This window comes from Microbacterium sp. NPDC055988, from assembly GCF_042269505.1.
GTDB lineage: Bacteria > Actinomycetota > Actinomycetes > Actinomycetales > Microbacteriaceae > Microbacterium.
Genome location: NZ_JBHJXY010000002.1, coordinates 91,001 through 111,001, shown reverse-complemented (window position 1 = coordinate 111,001; position 20,001 = coordinate 91,001). Strand labels below are relative to the sequence as shown.

Annotated in this window: 15 protein-coding genes; 10 read left to right on the top strand and 5 right to left on the bottom strand. The window is 68.8% G+C overall.

The features are described from left to right. Positions 1 to 3: 3 nt before the first annotated feature. Positions 4 to 1,821 carry an ABC-F family ATP-binding cassette domain-containing protein gene (locus ACFC14_RS17645; RefSeq protein ID WP_376107527.1) on the bottom strand — a complete coding sequence of 606 codons (1,818 nt, stop codon included), beginning with the start codon at positions 1,819 to 1,821 and terminating at the stop codon, positions 4 to 6. A gap of 57 nt (positions 1,822 to 1,878) precedes the next feature. On the opposite strand from ACFC14_RS17645, the gene ACFC14_RS17640 reads away from it, so the two are divergent. The 3 genes from ACFC14_RS17640 (at position 1,879) to ACFC14_RS17630 (ending at position 4,889) form a co-directional block, all read left to right on the top strand. After that, entirely contained in the window at positions 1,879 to 2,727 is an 849-nt protein-coding gene (locus ACFC14_RS17640; protein WP_376107524.1) for a spermidine synthase, read from the top strand. A gap of 78 nt (positions 2,728 to 2,805) precedes the next feature. Next, entirely contained in the window at positions 2,806 to 4,212 is a 1,407-nt protein-coding gene (locus tag ACFC14_RS17635; RefSeq protein ID WP_376107521.1) for a DUF222 domain-containing protein, read from the top strand. Positions 4,213 to 4,289: 77 nt separating this feature from the next. Beyond that, positions 4,290 to 4,889: an AAA family ATPase gene (locus ACFC14_RS17630; protein WP_376107519.1), complete on the top strand. Its 600-nt coding sequence runs from the start codon at positions 4,290 to 4,292 to the stop codon at positions 4,887 to 4,889. A 69-nt stretch (positions 4,890 to 4,958) separates the two neighbouring features. On the opposite strand, the gene ACFC14_RS17625 is transcribed toward ACFC14_RS17630, so the two are convergent. The 4 genes from ACFC14_RS17625 to ACFC14_RS17610 form a co-directional block, all read right to left on the bottom strand. Then, entirely contained in the window at positions 4,959 to 6,077 is a 1,119-nt protein-coding gene (locus ACFC14_RS17625; protein WP_136041469.1) for a sugar-binding protein, read from the bottom strand. Positions 6,078 to 6,139: 62 nt separating this feature from the next. Beyond that, positions 6,140 to 7,507 (bottom strand): multiple monosaccharide ABC transporter permease, encoded by a 1,368-nt coding sequence (gene mmsB, locus ACFC14_RS17620; protein ID WP_136041467.1) that lies wholly within the window; start codon positions 7,505 to 7,507, stop codon positions 6,140 to 6,142. Continuing rightward, complete coding sequence (mmsA, locus tag ACFC14_RS17615) at positions 7,504 to 9,024, bottom strand: multiple monosaccharide ABC transporter ATP-binding protein (RefSeq protein ID WP_376107937.1); 1,521 nt, start codon at positions 9,022 to 9,024, stop codon at positions 7,504 to 7,506. The genes mmsB and mmsA overlap by 4 nt, the downstream gene beginning before the upstream one ends. A gap of 154 nt (positions 9,025 to 9,178) precedes the next feature. Continuing rightward, positions 9,179 to 10,192 (bottom strand): LacI family DNA-binding transcriptional regulator, encoded by a 1,014-nt coding sequence (locus ACFC14_RS17610; protein ID WP_376107516.1) that lies wholly within the window; start codon positions 10,190 to 10,192, stop codon positions 9,179 to 9,181. 182 nt (positions 10,193 to 10,374) lie between these two features. Between ACFC14_RS17610 and ACFC14_RS17605 the strand changes: the two genes are divergently transcribed. The 7 genes from ACFC14_RS17605 (at position 10,375) to ACFC14_RS17575 (ending at position 19,983) form a co-directional block, all read left to right on the top strand. Further along, positions 10,375 to 11,859 (top strand): amidohydrolase family protein, encoded by a 1,485-nt coding sequence (locus tag ACFC14_RS17605; RefSeq protein ID WP_376107512.1) that lies wholly within the window; start codon positions 10,375 to 10,377, stop codon positions 11,857 to 11,859. Between the two features lie 142 nt (positions 11,860 to 12,001). Then, a complete protein-coding gene (locus tag ACFC14_RS17600) occupies positions 12,002 to 13,390 on the top strand; it encodes a serine hydrolase domain-containing protein (RefSeq protein ID WP_376107509.1) in 1,389 nt (462 codons plus the stop codon). After that, positions 13,387 to 14,298, top strand: coding sequence for a serine hydrolase (locus tag ACFC14_RS17595; RefSeq protein ID WP_376107507.1), 912 nt, complete (start codon positions 13,387 to 13,389; stop codon positions 14,296 to 14,298). The genes ACFC14_RS17600 and ACFC14_RS17595 overlap by 4 nt, the downstream gene beginning before the upstream one ends. Positions 14,299 to 14,362: 64 nt before the next feature. Further along, the gene (locus tag ACFC14_RS17590; protein ID WP_376107504.1) at positions 14,363 to 15,958 is read left to right on the top strand and encodes an ABC transporter substrate-binding protein; all 1,596 of its coding nucleotides are present in this window, start codon (positions 14,363 to 14,365) and stop codon (positions 15,956 to 15,958) included. A gap of 34 nt (positions 15,959 to 15,992) precedes the next feature. Next, positions 15,993 to 16,991, top strand: coding sequence for an ABC transporter permease (locus ACFC14_RS17585; protein ID WP_376107501.1), 999 nt, complete (start codon positions 15,993 to 15,995; stop codon positions 16,989 to 16,991). Then, a complete protein-coding gene (locus tag ACFC14_RS17580; RefSeq protein ID WP_376107498.1) occupies positions 16,988 to 18,943 on the top strand; it encodes a dipeptide/oligopeptide/nickel ABC transporter permease/ATP-binding protein in 1,956 nt (651 codons plus the stop codon). Before ACFC14_RS17585 ends, ACFC14_RS17580 begins: the two co-directional genes overlap by 4 nt. After that, a complete protein-coding gene (locus tag ACFC14_RS17575; RefSeq protein WP_376107496.1) occupies positions 18,940 to 19,983 on the top strand; it encodes an ABC transporter ATP-binding protein in 1,044 nt (347 codons plus the stop codon). The genes ACFC14_RS17580 and ACFC14_RS17575 overlap by 4 nt, the downstream gene beginning before the upstream one ends. Positions 19,984 to 20,001: the final 18 nt, after the last annotated feature.

The window sequence follows — 20,001 nt, the reverse complement described above, 5'->3', positions numbered from 1 at the left end:
CGCTCAGCCGATCTCCTCGGTGAGTTCGAACCAGCGCAGCTCCAGTTCCTCGATCTCGGCCTGCTGGTCGCTGATCTTCTTCATGCGATCACCAAGGCCCGCGTAGTCCGCCTGGTCGTGATCGGCGAGCGCCGTCTTGGCGGCGTTGACCTGCTGCGTCAGCTTCTGGATGCGCCGCTCGAGCGACGCGATCTCCTTCTGCGCCGTGCGCAGAGCCGCACCGTCGAGCCCCGACGGGGTCGCGGTCGCGGTCGCCGCCGCGGTCGCGGTCTGCTTCGAGCCGGTCGATGCCTGCAGGTGGCGCAGTCGCAGGTACTCGTCGACCCCGCCGGGGAGGTGTCGCAGGTGCCCGTCGAGGATCGCGTACTGCTGGTCGGTGACGCGCTCCAGGAAGTACCGGTCGTGGCTGACGACCAGGAGCGTGCCGGACCAGGAGTCGAGGAGGTCTTCGATCGCGGCGAGCATGTCGGTGTCGAGGTCGTTCGTCGGCTCGTCGAGGATCAGCACGTTCGGCTGGTCGAGCAGCACGAGCAGCAGCTGCAGACGGCGCTGCTGGCCACCCGAGAGGTCCTTGACCGGGGTGGAGAGCTGGGCGGAGTCGAACCCGAGGCGCTCGAGCAGCTGCCCGGGCGTGAGGTCCTGCGCCTTGGAGCCGGCGCCCATCGTGTAGGAGGTGCGCAGCCCCGAGATGATCACGCGCACCGGGTCCTTCCAGTGCTGCGTGAGCTCGTCGAGCCGCTGCGTGAGGGTCTGCACCTTCACGGTCGTGCCGCGCTTGACCCGGCCGACCGTGGGTTCCACCGTGCCGGAGATGAGTCCGAGGAGTGTGGACTTGCCGGCGCCGTTCACCCCGAGGATGCCGGTGCGCTCCCCCGGCGCGATGCGCCACTCGATGTCGCGGAGCACGACCTTCTCGCCGCCGTCCGCCGTCGGGTAGGTCACTCCGACGTCGAGCAGGTCGACCACGTCCTTGCCGAGGCGCGAGACGGCGAGCGACTGCAGCGACACCTTGTCGCGGATCTCGGGCACGTCGGCGATGAGCTCGTTGGCCGCATCGATGCGGAACTTCGGCTTCGCGGTGCGGGCCGGAGCACCGCGGCGGAGCCACGCGAGCTCCTTCTTGGCCAGGTTCTGGCGCTTCGCCTCGGTCGCCGCCGCCATCCGATCGCGCTCGACGCGCTGCAGGATGTATGCCGCGTAGCCGCCCTCGAAAGGCTCGACGATGCGGTCGTGCACTTCCCAGGTCTCGGTGCAGATCTCGTCGAGGAACCACCGGTCGTGCGTCACGACCATGAGCGCGCCCGAGTTCGGCGACCAGCGCTTCTTGAGATGCGCAGCGAGCCAGGTGATCGCCTCGACGTCGAGGTGGTTGGTGGGCTCGTCGAGGGCGATGACGTCCCAGTCGCCGGTGAGCAGCTTGGCGAGGGACACCCGACGCCGCTGGCCACCGCTGAGCGAGCCGATCTCGGCATCCCAGGGCAGGTCCGTGAGCAGACCCTCGATCACGTCGCGGATGCGGGCGTCGCCCGCCCATTCGTACTCCGGGGTGTCGCCGACGACGGCCGCGCTGATCGTGAGGTCGTCCGGAAGGTTGTCGGCCTGGTCGAGCACGCCGATACGCGTGCCGCCGCGCACGGTGACGCGGCCGGAGTTGGGTTCCTTGATACCGGCGAGCATGCCAAGGAGGCTGGACTTTCCGTCGCCGTTGCGGCCGACGATGCCGATGCGGTCACCCTCTTCGATGCCGAGGGTCACGGAGTCGAAGACGACCCTGGTCGGATATTCGAGGTGCAGGGCTTCAGCCCCGAGAAGATGTGCCATGTTCCTTCAAGGGTAGTCGCGCGCGGTGGGCGCCGTCGTCCGACCTAAAATCGACGGGTGCCAAGTAAACGCCGGGTGTTCTCGCTCATGCTCGACGATCGCAGGGCGAAGCTGGTGCAATCGAGAAGGCGACCCGGTCGTTACGAACTCAGCGTCGATGGGATCCCGCAGTCCGTCGTCTCGATGACGGAGCCCACCGAACTCGAATACGCCTATACCCAGCACATCGCCCGGGCCATGGATGCCGCGGCCGAGCCCGGTGCACCGCTGTTCACCGTGCACCTGGGAGCCGGGGCGCTCACACTGGCGCGCTACGTCGAGGCCACGCGTGCCGGGTCGCCCCAGCTGGTGGTCGAGTTCGAGCCCGCTCTCTATGCCGCGGTGATCGACGCGCTGCCACTGCCTCCCCGCGCTGATGTGCGCGTCATCTTCGGCGATGCGCGAGCGGTCGCCGACGCGGAGACCTCGGACGATTGGGAGGATGCGCGCTTCACCGTCGTCGACCTCTGGGATGCCGCCGTCATCCGACATCACGTGGCGAGTCAGGAGTTCTACCGCCGGGTCGCCGCACGCTCCGCCGCAGACGGTGTCGTGGCGGTGAACCTGCTCGACGGGCATCCGTTCGAGTATTCGCGGCGACAGGCGGCCACGTTGCGCTCGGTCTTCGCTCACGTCGCCGTCGTGCTCGACGCCAAACCGAACGACGACGAAGGACCGCTCGGCAACGTCGTCGTCTTCGCGAGCGATGAGCCGCTGGCGGTGGTGACGAGCCCCGCTCTTCTCGGCACGCCGCGACCTCACATGCTCCACGACGGCGAGCTGACGTCGTGGATCGCCGACGCGCGCATCATGACCGACGCCGACGGCACGGACTCCCCCGACCCCGACGACCCCATCTGGGACTAGCGCTCGCAGCGATGATCGGATGCCGGAATCCTGGTGGACATAGTTTCGAATGTCGGTGGTCCGTGATGGACTGAAGTCATGACCGCACTGCTCGACGCGACCGACTCCCAGATGGCGATGCTCGCCGATCTGGTGGCGTCGCTCGAGGCGGCGGAGGCGACGCTGAGCAGCATGCAGGCCGCGCGCGACGGCATGCTCGCGATGGCCGGTCGCCTGGCGATCGACATCGCCCGCGAGGCCGCGCATCCCGATCATGGCGACATGGCGATCCGCACGGTGGCAGCCGAGATCGGCGCCGCCCAGCATCTCAGCGACCGCACGATCGAGCGACGGATGGCGGAGGCCTCCTGGCTCGTCGAGCGCTTCCCGACGGTGTGGGAGGCGCAGGGCGCGGGGCGCATCAGTGGCGCGCATGCGCGGGTGATCGTCGATGCGGGCGCCCACCTCGACGATGCCGCCGACCGCGCGGCCTACGCCGCCGAGGCGGTCGCGATCGCCGAGACCGAGTCCCCGAACCGGCTGCGGCGACTCGTGCGACGGTTGGCCGAAGGCTTTCAGGCGCGGACGGTGACCGAACGGCACAGGGAGGCCCGCAAGGGGCGCCGCGTGTGGACGAGAGACCTCGACGACGGGATGGCCGAGCTCGGCGCGCGCGGCCCCGCTGCGCTCGTGCACGGGATGTTCGACCGACTCTCGCAGATGGCGCATGCGGTGAAGAAACACAGCGCGCAACACGAGAAGGCCGAAGCGGCTGAAGAAGCCGGTTCCGACGGCCATCCGGCAGGCGACCGCACGATCGACCAGTTGCGGGCCGACCTCCTCGCCGACCTCCTGCTCACGGGAACGCCCGCGGGACACGACACGACCGACGGGCTGCTCGGCGAGATCCACGCGCGCGTCGAGGTCGCCGTGCCGGTGATGTCGTTGATGGGCGATGACCGGAAGACGGCGGACACCGTGGCTTTCGTGCGTGCGCCCGGTGATGCAGCATGCGGAATCTCCGGCGATTCCCTGCCACCCGCCCTGCTCGACGGCACGACGCCGATCGACATCACCACCGCCCGCACGCTGGCAGGCTCTGCCGTGGGCTGGGACCGCGTGCTGACGCATCCGATCTCCGGCGCGCTGCTCGCTGTCGACCGCTACCGGCCGAGCGAGCAGTTGCGGCGGCATCTTCGCGCACGGGACCAGCGGTGCCGGTTCCCCGGGTGCGGGATCGCGGCACGGAAGTGCGACCTCGATCACAATCACGCGGCCTCGACCGGCGGTGCGACTGCTGATGTGAATCTCGCCGCGTTCTGCCGACGACACCACATGCTCAAGCACCACTCCCCCTGGCATGTCGAACAGCGAGCGGGCGGCGTGCTGGAGTGGACGAGTCCGACCGGACGCACGTACGTCGACCGACCGCCGCCCCCGAACACGGTGGTGTTCACGGAGTCGGCGAGCGAGGGTGCTGCAGGCGCAGTGCCGGTGCCGTTCTGAGTGCTTGCCGTGCGTGCGCGTCGTGCAATCGCCGCACCACCGCAAACGGCGAATAGGGTGTGTGCCGGGAGGCTTCGATGGACCACGACCACACAGCAGCGGCCGGAGATCCGCTCAGGGACGACGGAGGGTGCTGCATCTTCGTCAACGGCCTCCCCGGATCCGGTAAGTCCACTTACGCCAGAGCCTTCGTGAACGCCCGACGTGGATGGCTCAACCTCGACGTCGACCTGCTTCGCGGGCTTCTCGGCACGGCGGCCGTGGACTTCGTACAAGCCGGCGCCGAGGTCCGGCCGCTCGCCCTGGCGGTTCTCAGGGAGCAGATCGCCTCCGGGGGGAACGTGATCTTCCCACAGCTCTTCTTCGTCCCCGAGGAGGCCTCCGACTTCGAGGAAGCAGTCAGGGCGAGCGGCGGAACAGTGCTGCGAACACTGCTCCGAGAGGATGTCGCCGAGTGCTGGCACCGCGTCGAGGCGCGGGCTCGACGTGCTCCCGCCGATTCGGTGGAGCGAGGAATCTTCGACCTGCTCACAGACGCCGGAGGGGTGACCGAACTGGAGCGGATCGAGGAGCAGCTGTCCGCTTGGTCAGACCTCGCGGATCCGCCCTTGATCATCACCTCGGCGACGCCCCTCGAAGAGCTCGCTGCGCGCGCGGCGGCGGCCACTCTTCGGTAAAACGACGAACCGTCCGGACCCGAAGGCCCGGACGGTTCGCGTGTCCGTGAGGACAGAGTGTCGTGAGAGTTACTCGTACGACTTCACGATCTCGAGGAGGCTCGGGACGTTGGCGTATGCCTCGGCCGCGTTCTCCTTCGTGACGATGACCGGCGGCAGCAGGAAGGCGGGAACGACCTTCACGCCGTTGTCGTACTGCTCTTCGTCGTTCACGTCGACCTCTTCGCCCTTCTGGAGCTGGCCGACCATCTTGATCGACTGCTCGACGAGGAGCGTGGTGTCCTTGTTGATCGTGGAGTACTGGATGCCCTCCATGATCGACTTCACCGACTCGACCTCGGAGTCCTGGCCGGTGACGACCGGGACGTCCTTGCCCGCACCCTGCACCGAGGTGATGATGGCGCGAGCGAGCGTGTCGTTCGGGGACAGGACGCCGTCGAGCGCCTCAGAGCTGTACGTCGACGTGAGGATCGAGTCCATGCGGCGCTGTGCGTTCTCGGCCTTCCAGCCCTCGGTCGCCGTCTGGGCGATCTCGGTCTGTCCGGACACGACCTTCAGCGTGCCGTCGTCGATCTTCGGCTGGAGGACCTCCATGGCGCCGTTGAAGAACACCGCGGAGTTCGCGTCATCCGGCGAGCCCGAGAACAGCTCGATGTTGTACGGAGCCTCGTGGCCCGCACGCTCGGCGAGACCGTCGAGGAGTGCCTGACCCTGGAGCTTGCCGACCTCGAAGTTGTCGAACGCGACGTAGTAGTCGACGGCCTCGGTGTTCTCGATCAGACGGTCGTACGCGATGACGGCGACGCCGGCGTCGCGTGCGGCCTCGACCTGCGTCGCGAGCTGCTTGCCGTCCTTGGCGCCGATGATGATGACCTTGGCGCCACCGGTGACCATCGCCTGGATCTGGTTCTGCTGCTCGGCGACCGTGTTGCTGGCCGGCGCGTACTGCACGTCGGCCTTGAACCCGGCCTTCTCGAGTCCGTCGGTGAACAGCTGACCGGCGAGGACCCAGTTCTCCGAGGTCTTGTCGGGGAGAGCGACACCGATCGTGGCGTCCGCGGCGAAGCCTGCTGCCGCCTCGTCGCCACCATCGGCTCCGGTGTCTCCGCCACGCTCCGAGGAGCAGCCGGTGAGGGCGAAAGCGCCCACGGCGACGATCGCTGTCGCCGTAAGAAGCATCTTCTTCATGTGATCTCTTTCTCTGGTGTGTGTGGGTCTCGACGCGTGTGCGGTGCGCGACTCGACCCCTACTATCCGCGCGTCTCGTCGACGGCGGGGGCTTCGTACTTCTGGTTGGTGGGGTAGTTCGCCTTCGGGTCGAAGGTGTCGGTCATCGGGTCTTCCTTGCGGCCGAAGCGACGCGTGAGGAATCCGATGATCGACGGGCGGCCCTGCTGCTTGTTCCAGACGTCGACACCGACGGCGAACAGGAGCACGAGGCCCTTGATCATCGAGACCACGTCGGCACCGGCGCCCAGCAGGGCGAGGCCGTTGTTCAGGAACGCCATCACGAGACCACCGATGATCGACCCGATCACGGTTCCGATACCGCCCGAGACGGCCGCGCCACCGATGAACACCGAGGCGATCGCATCCAGCTCCCAGCCGTTGCCGTCCTGCGGTCCGGATGCCGTCGCCCTGGCGACGTAGATCATGCCGGCCAGCGAGGCGAGCACCGACATGTTCATCATCACGAAGAAGTCGACCCAGCGGTCCTTCACACCCGACAGACGCGCGGCCTGGCGGTTGCCGCCGACCGCGTAGATGTGACGGCCGAACACGGTGTTGTTCGTGATGAACGAGTAGAGGATGACGAGCGCGAGCAGGATGATGCCCGAGATCGGGAAGCTGGTTCCCTCACGGCCGGTGGCGAACAGCCATCCCGCGACGAGGATCACGGCCGAGATCAGCACGACCTTGGTGACGCTCACCCAGAGCGGCGCCATGTCGGCACCCATCTTGTGCTGGATGCGGCGGGTGCGGATCTCCCAGAACACGATCCAAGCGACGCCCAGCAGCGCGAGCAGCATGGTGAAGACGTTGAAAGGCACCGGGATGAACGGCAGCTCCGGCAGATAGCCGGCGCCGATGACCTTGAAGCCCTGCGGCACTGGAACCGACTGCGAGTCGCCGACCCACTGGTTCGCGCCGCGGAAGAACAGCATGCCCGCCAGCGTCACGATGAACGCCGGGACCCCGACGTACGCGACCCAGAACCCTTGCCAGGCACCCACGAGCACGCCGACGCCGAGGCCCAGGAGCACGCCGAGCGGCCAGGGGAGGTTCCAGTCGGCCATGGCCTTCGCGACCACGATGCCGGTGAACGCGGCCACCGAGCCGACCGAGAGGTCGATGTGACCCATGATGATGACCATCACCATGCCGATCGCGAGGATCAGGATGTACGAGTACTGGTTGACGACGTTGATCAGGTTGCCCGACGAGAGCGTCAGGCCGGTGCCCTTGAAGATCCAGGTGAGCACCTGGAAGACGACCAGGATCACGACGAGGCTGCCCAGGATGCCGAACTGGCGGAGGGTCGACTGGCCGCCCCCGAACATCTTCGTGATGTCCTTGAAGTGGAAGCCGCGCTTCGTTGCGGTGGTGTCGGTGGTCATGCGGATGCTTTCTGGTTCGTGGAGGTCATGCTGCGCATGAGGTCCTCGGGTGTCGCCTGGTCGGCCGGGATGCAGTCGGTGACCCGACCTTCGAAGACGGTGTAGATGCGGTCGGAGATGCCGAGCAGCTCGGGCAGCTCGCTGGAGATGACGATGACGCCCTTGCCTTGAGCTGCGAGCTGGTTGATGATCGCGTAGATCTCGTACTTCGCGCCCACGTCGATGCCGCGGGTCGGCTCGTCGAGGATCAGCAGGTCGGGGTCGGTGAACATCCACTTCGCCAGCACGACCTTCTGCTGGTTGCCGCCGGACAGCTTGCCGACCCCCTCCTCTACCGAGGGCGTCTTGATGCGCAGGGCCTTGCGGTAGTCCTCCGCCACGGCGAACTCGGCGCGCGCATCGACCACACCGCGCTTGGCGATCTTGGAGAGCTTGGCGGCGACGACCGAGCGCTTGATGGTGTCCAGCAGGTTGAGCCCGAGCACCTTGCGGTCCTCGCTGACATACGCCAGGCCGTGCTTGATCGCGGACGACACGTCGTGGAGCGCGACCTCCTGCCCGTCCTTGATGAGGGTGCCGGAGAGGAAGGTGCCGTAGGAGCGGCCGAAGATGCTCATCGCGAACTCGGTGCGCCCAGCACCCATGAGCCCCGCGATGCCGACGACCTCGCCGCGGCGGACGTTGATGCTCGACCCCTTGACGACCATGCGCTCCGGGACGGTCGGATGCTGCACCCACCAGTCCTTGACCTCGAAGAACACCTCGCCGATCTCGGGCGTGCGGTCGGGGTACCGGCTCTCGAGCGAGCGGCCGACCATCCCGCGGATGATCCGGTCCTCATTGATCTCGCCGCGGGAGATGTCGAGCGTCTCGACCGTGCGGCCGTCGCGGATGATCGTGATCTCGTCAGCGATCTGCTCGATCTCGTTGAGCTTGTGGCTGATCATGATCGACGCGATGCCCTTGGCCTTGAGTCCGAGGATCAGGTCGAGCAGGTGCTGCGAGTCGTTCTCGTTGAGCGCGGCGGTCGGCTCGTCGAGGATCAGGAGCTTGACCTCCTTGTTCAGCGCCTTCGCGATCTCGATCAGCTGCTGCTTACCGACGCCGAGGGTCTTGATCTGCGCATCCGGGTCCTCGCTCAGCCCGACGCGGGCGAGAAGCTCGATCGTGCGCTCCTTCTGCGCCTGCCAGTCGATGCGGCCGCCGCGGGAGATCTCATTGCCGAGGAAGATGTTCTCGGTGACCGAGAGCTCGGGGATGAGCGCGAGCTCCTGGTGGATGATGGCGATGCCGGCCTGCTCGCTGGCGACGATGTCCTTGAAGCGCTGCTCCTCGCCGTACAGGAGGATCTCGCCCTCGTAGGTCCCGTACGGGTACACGCCGGAGAGGACCTTCATCAGGGTCGACTTCCCGGCGCCGTTCTCACCGCAGATCGCGTGGATCTCGCCGGCGCGGACGGTGATCGAGACATCGGCGAGCGCCTTGACGCCCGGGAACTCCTTGGTGATGCTGCGCATCTCCAGGATCGGGCCTGACACGGTCGGCAACGTTGCAGTGGTGCTCACGGATCTTTCCTCGCGACGTGCGGTCACCTTCGATGTGACCGTTCACATCGGTATATCGTCGTCTTCCGACGGACCCATGTCAAGTCCGCGCGGCGATTTCGTGTCGCTACCGTGATGCAGCGGATTCGCGCGCACGCAGGATCGTCTGCAGCGGACCGAACTCGGGCACCTGCTCACCCCTGATCTGGGCGAGCAGGATCCGCACGGCCCGACGTCCGAGCTCGGGGAAGTCCTGGTGCACGGTGCTGAGCGATGGAGCCACATGTGCCGCGACAGGAATATCATCGAAGCCGATCACGCTCACGTCGTGCGGGACACGCATTTCGGAGTCGCGGAACCCGTGCATCAGTCCGATCGCCATGAGGTCGTTGGCCGCGAACACGGCGGTGAAGTCGCGGCGGAGAGCGAGCTCCTTGCCCGCGAAATACCCGAAGTCCGCGGTCCAGTCGCCGCGGATCGGCGGGAACGTCGGCAGATCCGCCTCGCGCAGCCCGTCGAGATAGCCGCGCATGCGAGACTCGGCCTCGATCCAGTCCTGCGGCCCCGCCAGGTGCAGGATGTCGCTGTGGCCGAGCGAGATCAGGTGCTCCGTGGCCGCTCTGGCGCCGGCGACCTGGTCTGCGGAGAGGCTCACTCCGTCCGAGCCGGATGCCGTCTGCAGCGTGACGAACGGCATGTCGACGGACATGCCGCGCAAGACATGGAACACCCGCACCTGCGGCGCGAGCACCACGATCCCGTCCACCTGCTCACGCGACAGCTGCCGCACCGCGTTGCCGATGGCCTCCGGCGTGGTGGCCGGGAGGTTCAGCGTCGAGACCGAGTACCCCTCCTCGCGCGCCGCATCCTCGATCCCCGCGATGGACGACGTCGGGCCGAACTCGCCGATCGTCGCCGAGAGGATGCCCAGCATGTTCGACTTGCTGGTGACGAGCGCCCTGGCCGCGAGGTTCGGCCGGTAGTCGAGCACGGCTATCGCGTCGAGGACCTTGGCCTTCGTCTCGGGACGGATACTGGGGTGATCGTTGAGCACCCGGGACACGGTCTGATGCGAGACCCCGGCGAGACGCGCGACATCGCGGATGCTGGGCAGGCGCGCGCGCTCGGAGGCGGTGGACATCACTTCGCCTCCTCGCGTGTGCACGGTCACATCGTCACATTCATTATGTCTGCTGCGACGCGTGGATGCACCTCTCCGCGCCCCGTCGAGCGCGTCGCCGGTTGTACGGGGGCACGGGAAGGAGCGCGCGGTTTCGTCGAACTGCACCGGAACCGCCTCCGCCCGCATGGCATCGTGACAGCGTGGACACTCTGCTGCGCGGCGGGCGCGTCATCGACCCGAAGACCGGATCCGATCGGATCGCCGACCTCCTGATCGCGGACGGACGGGTGGCCGCCGTGGGTGACGACCTCACCGCACCGGCCGGTGCCGAGATCGTCGACGCCACGGGTCTCATCGTCGGCCCGGGATTCGTCGACCTGCACAGCCACGTGCACTCGATCGCCGGTCAGCGGCTGCAGGCGATGGACGGCGTCACCACCGCACTCGACCTCGAAGCCGGCCTCATGCCGATCGCGGAGGCCCTTGCGCGCGCCGCCGCCGACGGGCGCCCCCTGAACTACGGGTTCTCCGCGTCCTGGTCGCAGGCGCGGGCGTATGCCCACATCGACCGGGTGCCCGTCGCCGACTTCACCGCGTCGATGGACCTGCTCGGCAAGCCCGAGTGGCAGCGGGCGTCCTCCCCCTCCGAGCGTCGACGCTGGCTGGGCCTGCTCGAGGACGAACTCGGAGCCGGCGCCCTCGGGATCGGCGTGCTCATGGGCTACGCGCCCCGCTCCGATCCGGACGAATACCTCGACCTCTCCCGGCTCGCCGCAGCCGCACACGCTCCCACCTTCACGCACGTGCGCGAGCTGATCGAGGCCGATCCCCGCACCCCGATCGACGGCTCGGAGGAGCTCGTCCGCGCCGCCGCCGAGACGGGCGCCGCGATGCACCACTGCCATGTGAACAGCACCTCGCTGCGCCACGTCGACCGCGTGCTCGCCCTCCTCGACCGCAGCCGTGCCGCCGGCTCGCGCGTGACGGTCGAGGCCTATCCCTACGGAGCGGGCAGCACGGCGATCGGCGCGTTCTTCCTGGCACCGGAGAAGCTCAAAGGTCTCGGCATCGCCCCGTCCTCGCTCGTGCTCGTGGACACGGGCGAGCGCATCGCCGACGAGGCGCGGCTGCGCGAGGTGCGGGCGACCGACCCCGGCGCCACGTGCATCGTGACCTTCCTCGACGAGGCCGATCCCTTCGACCGCGCGCACCTGCACCGCGCGCTCGCCTACCCCGACTCGATCGTCGCGAGCGACGCGATGCCCGTCTCGTGGGTGGAGGCCGACGGTCGCACCGTGTACGAGCAGCGAGAATGGCCGCTGCCCTCCGGCGGGCACACGCACCCGCGCACGGCGGGGACGTTCACGAAGTCGTTGCGTCTGATGGTCGTCGAGAGCGAGACATGGAGCTGGGTCGAGGCATTCCGGCGCTGCGCCTACCTGCCGGCGCGCGTGCTCGATGAGGTCTCCTCCGGGATGCGGGGCAAGGGACATCTCTCGGTCGGCGCGGATGCCGACATCGTGGTGCTCGATCCGAACACCCTGACCGACCGCGCGACCTACTCCGACCCGACCAGACCCTCCCGAGGCATCCGCCAGCTCTACGTGCACGGCACCGCCGTCGTGCACGCCGGAGAGATCGTGACCGACGCCCTCCCGGGGCGTGCCGTTCGAGGGGACGCCTGAAGCGCTGATCCTTCGTCCTGGCGAACCAAGGTGCGCGCAAGTCTCGTCGCCGGGCACCAACGGGCCGGCGGAGCACGCGAATAGTCTCGGCCCATCGCCGTCGCCCCCCTGACGACGGCCGACTCGACGAAGAGGAGCGCACGTGTCCGACCTGAACGAAATCGACAGCTGGGTGCGGGAGAACCTTCCCACGATGCTGACCGACGCGCACATCCCCGCGGCATCCGTCGCGATCCTGTCCGGAGGCGAGATCTTCACCACTGCGGCCGGTGTCCTGAACCGCAACACCGGTGTCGAGGCCGACGTCGACTCGGTCTTCCAGATCGGCTCGATCACGAAGACCTGGACGGCGACGCTCATCATGCAGCTCGTCGACGAGGGTCTGCTCGACATCGACGCCCCGGTGCGCGACACCGTGCCCGAGTTCGCGATCGGCGACGACGCGGCGGCCAGCGCGATCACCGCTCGGCAGCTGCTGAGCCACGTGAGCGGCTTCGAGGGCGATCTGTTCAACGACACAGGGGTGGGCGACGACGCGGTGGAGAAGTACCTCGCCACGATCGCCGATGCCCCGCAGCTCTTCGCCCCCGGCGAGCGCTTCTCGTACAACAACGCCGCGTTCGTCGTGCTCGGCCGCATCGTCGAGGTGCTGCGCGGCACGCCCTACGATCAGGCGCTCCGCACGCACCTCGCCGGTCCGCTGGGACTGACGCACGTGGCCACCACGGCGTCCGAGGCGATCATGTTCCGCGCCGCGCTCGGGCACATCCCCGCAGAGGGCAGCGACGAGCCGGTGCCCGCTCCGGTCTGGAGCCTCGTTCGCTCCAACGCTCCGGCCGGATCGATGCTCGCCATGACGGCGCACGACCTGGTGAGCTACGCCCGGATGCACCTGGACGGCGGCGTCGCCTCCGACGGGACCCGCGTGCTCTCGGAGCAGAGCGTGCGGGCGATGCAGGAGCGTCAGGTCGACCTCCCCGAACTGGGGGTCATGGGCGACGCCTGGGGTCTGGGCTGGGAGATCTTCGACTGGGAGGGCGGACCGGTGATCGGTCACGACGGCGGAACGATCGGCCAGAACGCGTTCCTGCGGATGGTGCCGTCAGCCGGCGTCGCCGTCGCGGTCCTCACCAACGGCGGCCGGACGGTCGACGCCTTCCACGCGATCACCTCGAAGGTGCTCGCGGCACTGGCCGACGTCACGATGCCCGAGCTGCCTGCGCTTCCCGAGACGCCCGTCGCGGTCGACGTGGAACGCATCCTCGGCACCTACTCGTCGTCCGTCTCGGACTCGACGGTGCGTCAGGACGACGACGGCCGCATCTGGCTCGAGCGCACGATGAAGGGCATCTTCGCCGAGCTGGGCCCGGCACCGGAGCCGGTCGAGCTGGTGGGGTGGACGGCCGACACCCTCCTCCCCCGCGAGCCGCAGCACGGCATGCACATGCCGCACGCCTTCGTGGGCGACGACGGCAGCGGACGAGCCCTGTACCTGCACACGGGCCGAGCCGACCGCCGGGTCGACGCGTGAGCACGGTCACGGCGCCGGAGTCGGCGATCACGTCCGACATCCGGGAGATCTTCACGGATGCCGGCGCCACCGGTTTCCTGCACGCACGGGAGATCGGCGTCGAGGGCGGCGCGGAGGTGAGCGTCGGCGCCGACGAGCCTGTGGTGCTCGCCTCGGTGTTCAAGATCCTCGTCCTCACCGCCTACGTCCGCGCGGTCGCCGCCGGTGAACTCGACCCGACCGAGCGGACCACCGTGACGGCGCGCTACCGCATCGGCGGCGTGGGCACGGCCGGCTTCGCGGACGACGTCGTGGCCAGCTGGCGCGACCTCGCGCTGAACATGATGACGATGAGCGACAACGCCGCGACCGACGTCATCTACCACCGCCTCGGCACGGAGGCCGTGAACCGGGTGATCAGCGATCTGGGGCTCAGGCACACGCGACTCATCGGATGCTGCGAAGACCTCTTCGCCTCGGTCATCGCCGATCTGGGCGGTGCGGCCGACAGCGATCTGGATGAGCTCTTCGAGGGCGCGACGGCCGAGCAGATCCTCGCGCTCGACGCGGTGCACCCCGTCAAGACCTCGCACTCCACCCCGCGTGACGTCACCACGCTGCTGAACGCCCTGTGGACGGACACCGCCGCTCCCGCCGAAGCCTGCCGCCAGGCACGCGAGATCATGGCGCTGCAGATCTGGCCGCACCGGCTGACCTCCGGCTTCCCGCCGGGGGTCCGCATCGCGGCCAAGACCGGCACCCTCCCCACCTGGCGCAACGAGGCCGGTGTCGTCACCTATCCCGACGGCCGGCAGTACGCCGTGGCCGTCTTCACCCGCGCTGCATCGCTCGCCGACAGGCAGCCCCTCGTGGACGCCTCGATCGGTCGCGCGGCCTTCTCCGCCGTCGAGCACCTGCGCGCACTCTGACCTGCACCCGCCCCACCCCCTGCACCACCACCTGCACCATCCCGAACACTGCTGGAGGCTTCTGATGCGTTCTCGTACCCCGCTGATCGCGCTGCTGGGCGCTGCGGCGCTCACCCTGACGTCCTGTGCCGCAGGCGCTTCCCCCGGCGGCGGAGACGCTCCCGAGGGCGTCCTCGCCGACGGCAAGACCTTCACCGCGGCCGTCGCCACCGACCCGGGCACGCTCGACCCGTTCACGACCGTCATCGGCACCGCTCGACAGATCGATCGCTACCTGTACGGCCGCCTCGTCGAGGTGCAGAACGACGGCACGATCCTGTCCGGCCTCGCCTCCGAATGGGAAGCCGGCACGGAGACGGCGACCTTCACGTTGCGCGACGACATCACCTGCCAGGACGGCTCACCGCTCACGGCCTCCGACGTCGCCGCGAACATCTCCTTCATCGGCGATCCTGCGAACGGCTCTCCCCTCGCCGGCGTGCAGGTGCAGCCGGGCACCACCGCGACCGGTGACGACGCCACCGGCATCGTCACCGTCACGAGCGGACGGCCCGATGCCTTCCTCGTGGAGAACGTCGGAAGCATCTCGATCGTGTGCGGCAACGTCGTCGACGACGCCGACGCCCGAGCCGCCGGCGAAGGCGCGACCGGGATGTTCACGCTCACCGAGGTCGTTCCGAACAGCCAGTACACCCTGACCCGTCGCGAGGACTTCACCTGGGGGCCCGGCGACTGGGACCCGAAGCAGCCGGGCATTCCCGACAAGGTCATCTACCGAGTCATCCCGAACGAGACGACCGCAGCGAACCTCGTGCTCTCCGGCGAGGTCAACACGGCACTCGTGATCGGCCCGGATCGCCAACGCCTGCAGGACGCCGGGCTGTTCGTCTCCGAGCTGCCGCTGGCGGCGGGACAGCTGTTCTTCAATCAGGCGGACGGACACCCCGGCTCTGATCAGGCAGTGCGAGAAGCCCTCACGGAAGCACTCGACCTCGCCCAACTCCGGCAGGTCCTCACGAGCGGAGAGGGCACCGCGGCGAAGAGCCTCGTCACGATCGCTCCGAACCCCTGTCAGGCCGATGTGGTCGGCGATCTGCTCCCCGCCTTCGACGAGAAGAAGGCCGCCGCGGGCCTGGATGCCGCCGGATGGAAGGTCGGCTCCGACGGCATCCGGGAGAAGGACGGGACGGCGATGACGGTCACTCTCCTCACTCCCACGACCCTCGGCGACGGCGGCAGCGCGGCGGCGGAGCTCATGCAGGCATCGTGGAAGAAGCTCGGTGTCGACGTGACGATCAAGACCGTCGACGCGCCGTCCCTGAGTGAGACCCTCTTCGCCTCCGGCGACTGGGACGTCTCCGCTGCTCCGCTGGGCGTCTCGCTGCCGAGCATGCTGGTGCCCTTCTACTCCGGACCGACCCCGCCCGACGGCACGAACTTCGCGTCGGTGACGGACGACGCCTACACGGCCGCCGTCACGGCCGCCTCGTCGAAGCCGGGCGCCGAAGGATGCGCGGACTGGGGCGACGCCGAGAAGGCCCTGTACACGTCGGTGTCGGTCGTCCCGTACGCCAACAATGTGCTGACGACGTTCGGCAACAAGGTGACCTTCGCCGAGGGCGACGGCATCGACCCCGCGTCGATCCGCATGTACGAGTAAGCACGCCAGAGAACAACCGAGCCGGAGGCAGCCGATGGCCAGCACCACCGCCACACAGGCGATACTGATCAGATCCGCACGGTCGGACAACCCCTGGGTGTCCTTCCTGGTCCGTCGCGGGGGGCAGTTCGTCCTGTCGGTGTGGGTGCTGGTCACGGCTGCCTTCTTCATGATCCACCTGGTGCCGGGTGATCCGGTGCGTGCGGCACTCGGGATGAACGCCCCGGCCGAGCTCGTCGAGTCCCGTCGCGCGGCGCTCGGGCTCGACCAGCCGCTGCTCGTGCAGTACTTCCACTACATCGGCGGGCTGTTCACCGGCGACATGGGCTCGTCCATGATCACCGGGCAGCCGGTCGCCGAGATCATCTCCACCCGGCTCCCCGCGACGCTGCAGCTCGCCCTCCTCGCCGTGCTCCTCGTCCTGCTCGTCTCCGTGCCCGTCGGCGTCACGATGGCGGTGGCCACGCGCGGTGGCCGCCGCAGAGGCCTGGAGCTCGCGTTCGCCGCGATCACGGTGATCCTGGCCGCGATCCCGGAATTCCTCCTCGCCGTCGGTCTCGTCTACGTGTTCGCCGTGTCGCTGGGCTGGTTCCCCGTCGCCGGCAACACCGCGCCATTCGCTCTCGTACTCCCGGTGATCGCGCTCGCGGTCGGACCGATCGCGGTGTTCTCGCGCATCATCCGCGTCGAGGTGCTCTCCGTTCTCGGCCAGGACTTCATCCGCACCGCGCGCGCCAAGCGCCTCGCTCCGCGCCGCATCTACTCGCGCCACGCGCTGCCGAACGCGATGACCGCGACGCTGACCCTCACCGGTCTGCTGCTCACGGGCATGGTCGCCGGGACGGTGCTGGTCGAGAACGTGTTCGCGTGGCCGGGGCTGGGAACCATGATCGTGCAGTCGATCCTCACGAAGGACTATTCGGTGGTGCAGGGCATAGTGCTCGTGTACGGCATCGGCGTGCTGCTCGTGAACCTCGTGGTCGACGTCATGCTCGCCCTCCTGGATCCCCGCTCAACGATCAGGGAGGCATGATGGCCGGCACCGGCAGGAAACTGACGGCGATCGCCCGCTCACCGCTGGGCGCCACCGCGGTCACGCTCATCGTCGTCGTCGCGCTCACGGCCATCCTCGCGCCGATCATCTGGGGACCGCAGGCGGAGCAGGTGGACCCGACCGCGATCACGCAGGGTCCCAGCGCCGCGCACCTCCTCGGCACCGACACCCTGGGCCGCGACGTGCTGGCGCGCGTGCTGGTCGCGACCCGGCTCTCGGTGGTGCTCGCGGTGCTCGCGGTCATCATCGGCGTCGTCGCCGGCACGCTGCTCGGCACCGCCCCCTCCGTGCTCCCCCGGTGGGCCGGACGTCCGATCGTCGGCTTCGTGAACATCGCGGTCGCGTTCCCCGGGCTGTTGCTCGCCCTGTTCTTCGCGGTCATCTTCGGCGTCGGAGCCACCGGCGCCGTCCTCGCGATCGGGTTCGCGATGGCACCGCAGTTCGCCCGCCTCACCCAGACCCTGTCGGCGGGGATCGCCGGACGCGACTTCATCTCCGCGGCGCAGGTGGCCGGCGTCTCCCGGTTCCGCATCCTGATCCGGCACATCCTGCCGAACATCGGCGAACCGCTCATCGTGAACGCGACAGTCGCCGCCGGCTCGGCACTGCTCGCCTTCGCGGGTCTGTCCTTCCTCGGTCTGGGCGTCCAGGTGCCCGAGTACGACTGGGGCCGTCTGCTGGGCGAGGGGCTGAACCGCATCTATCTGAATCCCGCCGCCGCGATCGGTCCGGCGATCGCGGTGGTCATCGCCGGTCTCGCGTTCAACCTGCTCGGCGAGACGGCTGCGGCGGCCCTCGGCGGACGATCGGCCCGCAAGCGCTTCCGGTTGCCCGCCATCGCTCTCGCCGCTCCCCGCGTCGATGCCGCGCCTGCTCCGATCGTGGATGACGTGGTGCTCCGCGTCGATGACCTGCGCGTCTCCTTCCCATCGCCGAGCGGCTGGGTCACCCCCGTCCGCGGCGTCTCGTTCACCGTCTCGCGCGGCGAGGCGATCGGCGTGGTCGGCGAGTCCGGCTCGGGGAAGAGCCTCACCGCTCTCGCTGCCGCCCGCCTCATCGAGCACCCGGGGCACACCGACGCCGCCCGCCTGGAGTTCTGCGGCGCACCGCTGCTGACCACCCCGGAGCGGACCCTGCGTCCCCTCCTCGGCACCTCGCTCGCCATGGTGTTCCAGGACCCGATGACCTCGTTCAACCCGACCAGGCGGATCGGATCGCAGCTCGCCGAGGCCGCCTCGGAACACCAGGACATCACGCGGAAGCAGGCCATGGACCGCGCGATCGAACGGCTCCAGTCCGTGCGCGTGCCCGCGGCTTCACGACGGGCCCACCAATACCCGCACGAGTTCTCCGGCGGAATGCGGCAGCGGGCGATGATCGCCATGGGCCTCATGAACCATCCGCGCCTGATCATCGCGGACGAGCCCACCACGGCGCTCGACGTGACCGTGCAGCGACAGGTGCTGCAGCTGCTGGCCGGCGTCCGCCGTGACACCGATGCCGCGATCCTGCTCATCAGCCACGACATCGCGGTCGTCGCGCAGACGTGTGATCGCGTGCTGGTGATGTATGCCGGTCGCATCGTGGAGGATCTGCCGGCGGCCACCCTCCACACCGCCGCCCGGCACCCGTACACGCGGGCGCTGCTCGAGGTCGTGCCCGAGCTCGACGCCGACCGCCGGGAACCGCTCAAGGTGATCCCTGGTCGACCACCGGCACCGGGCGCCTTCCCCGCGGGATGTGCGTTCGCCGCCCGCTGTCCGCTCGCCACCGACCTCTGCCGGGAGACCGACCCCGAACTCGTGGCGGATGCCGAGGGGCATCGGGTCGCCTGCTGGCATCCGGTCAGCGGCGAGGCGCCGGTCCCGGTGGCCATCGCCACAGTTGCTGATGAGACGGCCGCGGAAGAGGAAGAGACGGTCCTGCGATGAGCGAGCTGCGTTTCGATCAGGTCAGCGTCCGGTACGGCACGCATCGGTCCGGCCTCACGGCCGTCGACGATGTGAGCCTCACGGTCCCGTCCGGTTCCGTCGTCGGACTCGTGGGCGAGTCGGGTTCCGGCAAGTCCACCCTCGCCCGCGCCGCGATCGGCCTCGCGCCCATCAGTGAGGGCTCGATCACCCTCGACGGCGTGGATGTGCGCAGCTTCCGCCGCCGTCGCCCGATCCAGATGGTGTTCCAGGACCCGTTCTCCTCGCTCGACCCGCGCATGACGATCGGCGAATCCATCGCCGAGGCCCTTCCCCGTGGCATCCGCGGCGCGACCGCCCGCCGCGCCGAGGTCGCCCGCCTGCTCGACCTGGTGAGCCTCGACGCCGACCGCGCGCAGTCGCTCCCGGCGGTGCTCTCGGGCGGGCAGCGTCAGCGCATCGCCCTGGCCCGCGCTCTCGCCGCCCGGCCCGAGGTCGTGATCGCCGACGAGATCACCTCGGCGCTCGACGTCTCGGTGCAGGGCTCGGTGCTCAACCTCGTGCGGGAGCTCCGCAGCGAGCTCGACCTGACGATGCTGTTCATCTCGCACAACCTGTCGGTCGTGCGCTACCTGAGCGATCACATCGCGGTGATGTACCTCGGCCGGATCGTCGAGTTCGGGCCGACCGAGCAGGTCCTCGCCGACCCGCAGCATCCGTACACGCGGGATCTGCTGCAGGCGGCGCCGACCCGGCACGGAAACCTCCTGGCGGTCGATCCGCTGGCCCCCGTCGACGTGGAGCCCGCCGATCCGCATGCGCCGCCCAGCGGCTGCCGCTTCCACCCGCGGTGCCCGATCGGCCCCGCGGCACGCCCCGACCGTCAGATCTGCGTGATCGCGGAGCCTCCGCTGCCCACGGGCGCGGCGGGCGCGGCCTGTCATTTCGCGGGGCTGCCGGCGGATGCGCCGCTCGGAACTGTGCCCCTCTCCCAAAGCACCGGCCCGGTTTCGGCCGCGCAGACAACACCAGCCGCGCTCACAGCGGACACAGTGAACTGACCATCCGATTGGAGCTCC